This is a genomic window from Gemella sp., assembly GCF_057272915.1.
The window spans coordinates 1-2,760 of record NZ_DBHIUF010000016.1; the positions used below are offsets into that span (position 1 = coordinate 1).

The 2,760-nt window shown below is 36.7% G+C and carries 1 pseudogene; it reads left to right on the forward strand.

Annotated elements, in window-relative coordinates:
• Positions 1 to 2,760: pseudogene (locus ACO6OL_RS06640) on the forward strand (DUF1542 domain-containing protein); the annotation flags it as partial.

Below are 2,760 nucleotides of genomic sequence, written 5' to 3' on the forward strand. Positions count from 1 at the left end.
CAAACGTATACATTGCCAGGAGATAGTGCGAGTGTTGCTGAATTAGCTAATAGTTTAAAGGGATTGGACTCTTCTATAAGCAATGAAACTAAATTAGCTTCTATTGATGAAGTGGGACGTCTTAAAAATGTACAGGCTGGTGAAGTAAAAGAAATTGATGAATTTGGTGGTTGGTCAGCAGTTTCAGCAGATGGCAAAAAAGGTAAATTTGCTATTGCACGAAAAACTGAAGCGGGAGTATACCCTATTGAGACAGTGAATGTTACGAGAGCAGGATATACATATACAGCACATGTTGAGGAAAATTCTTTTGATCGCTCTCACGAGTATGCACTATTTCTTTCTAAAGTTAGAACAAATGCAACAAAAAGTGAAGAAACCTTTGATGGACAACCATTTAAAGATATAGGAGAAGGTCGTCAAATAGCTAAAGGGCTAAAAGGGTTCAATGGAATAGAAAAAACTTATAAAGCCTATTCTTCATCAACAGGAACAGGGGTAAATATTTCTTTTAAAACAGGATTTACAGGAGATATTGACGGTTTTAAAGCTGGATATAAAGTTGAAGTAATTGCAAAATTTGAAGACGGACATACGCAATCTATCTATAATCAAAGTTTTCGTCCTGATCAATCTATAAATAATGCAAATATGGTAGTTGCAAAAGTTGATGCTAATGATAGCATTAGGTTTACTGTCGGAAGACCACCAGAGCCAACAATAAGTAGTCTTAACCAACAGTTAGCGACATACAAAAATCGTCAAGTGAATAGAACAGGTAGTTTTACTAGTAAAAATATAGAATTACCTAAAGGGGCTGTAGAATATACTGTACGAATTAGTGCTTCTGATAATTCTAGACTAGGGATGGGATATCAAACTACATGGGCTCAATATGCACTACCTGTATCAGGTCTAGGATTTACTATTACACAGGATACAAATAGAGTTGCTAGAACACTGTTGGAAAGAGTTTATAATAAATTACTTGACACACGAGATGCAGATAAGAGAGGTAAAACGCCTGAATCACAAAAAGCATATCAAGACCAATTAGATGCTATAAAAGCATTATTAGATGGTGAATTAAAATCTACTGATGAATATAAAAGACTCGTACAACCAGCTTTAGATGCACAAGAAGCGTTAAAAGTTGATAAATCGGCTTTGACAACCTCAAAAGGAGAACTAGATCAACTAGTAGATGACGATCCAACTCCAGGTAAAACACCTGAAACTGTTTTAGAATATAATATAGCTAAAAGTGCCGCAGAAGAAGAAGCTAGAAAAGCTAAATTGGTCATCGATGATGAACATGCAACTGTTGATCAAGTTGCTCAAGCAGTAGCAGACGTGAAAGCAAAAAGAGCTGAATTAAAAGCAGCAAGAGCACTTCTAGTAGTTGCAGCAACAGAAGCTCAAAAAACAAAACTACAAAATGATTCGAATGCACTAACAGAAGCGGATAAGACAAATAAGACGCCGAAGAGTATTGCAGAATATGAGAAAAAATATGAAACATTAAAAGGTGCGTTAACAGCAGCAAAAGCTCAGGCTAAAGCAGTATTAGATAAAACAGTAAATGCCGGTAAGGTAGAAGCTACTGATGCTCAAATTGAAGTTGATAAAATCAAAGCTGAATTAGAAAAAGCGGCTGCATTATTGAAAGATAAAGGAAATACAGCAGAGCTAGAAAAAGCTAAGAATGATTTAAGTAATTATATTACTCAACAAACAAATGACAATGTAACGGCAGGAAAAACAAAAGATAGTCAAGATGCTTATGCTATTGCAAAAACTGCTGCAGATAAAGCAGTAGAAGATGCAGCAGCTGTAATTGCTAGTGAAAATTCAACAGTTGAAGATGTAGCAAATGCATTAGCTGATATCAAAGTTAAGAAAGCAGAGTTAGAAGCAGCTAAAAAGAACTTAGTGCCCGCTGCGACAGATGCTCAAAAAGTAAAATTAGAAAAAACTGTAGCAAAACTAGTAGAAACAAGCACAGAAGGTAAAACTCAAGACAGTATTAATGCGTATAATGAAAAAATACGAGAACTAACAGAAGAACTAAATCAAGCCAAAGCTGCGGCAGAAAAAATTAAAACAGATGGAGTGAATGCAACTAAATTAGCTGCTCTTGAAGCACAAGAAGCAGTAGATGCAGTATTAGAAAAACTAGAAGCAGCAAAAGCAGGGTTAGTAACAGCAGCAACAGAAGCGCAAAAACAAACATTAGCAACAGATGCAGAAGCATTGAAGAAAGCAGATACAGAAGGTAAAACACCAGAAAGTGTTGAAGCATACAATGCGAAGTTTGGTCAATTATCAGATGAACTAGAAGCAGCAAAACAAGCAGCCAAAGAAGTAGCAGACAAAGGAGCTAATGCGAGCGAAGTAGAAGCATTGAAAGCCCAAGAAAAAGTAAATGCGGTTAAAGCTAAACTAGCAGAAGCAGCAGCAACGCTAAAAGATCCAGCTAATAAAGACGGTTTAACACAAGCTAAGACAGCATTAGAAGGATTAACAGGAGAAGAAACTCCAACAGGTAAGACAGCAGATAGTCTAGCAGCGTATACACAAGCAAAAGAAGCAGCGGTAGCAGAAATTGCAGAAGCACAAAAAGTATTAGACAATGCAAGTGCGACACCAGAACAAGTAGCAGCAGCAGTAGCGAAAGTAAACGATAAGAAAGCAGCGTTAGAAAAAGCAAAAGCAGGGTTAGTAACAGCAGCAACAGAAGCGCAAAAACAAACATTAGCA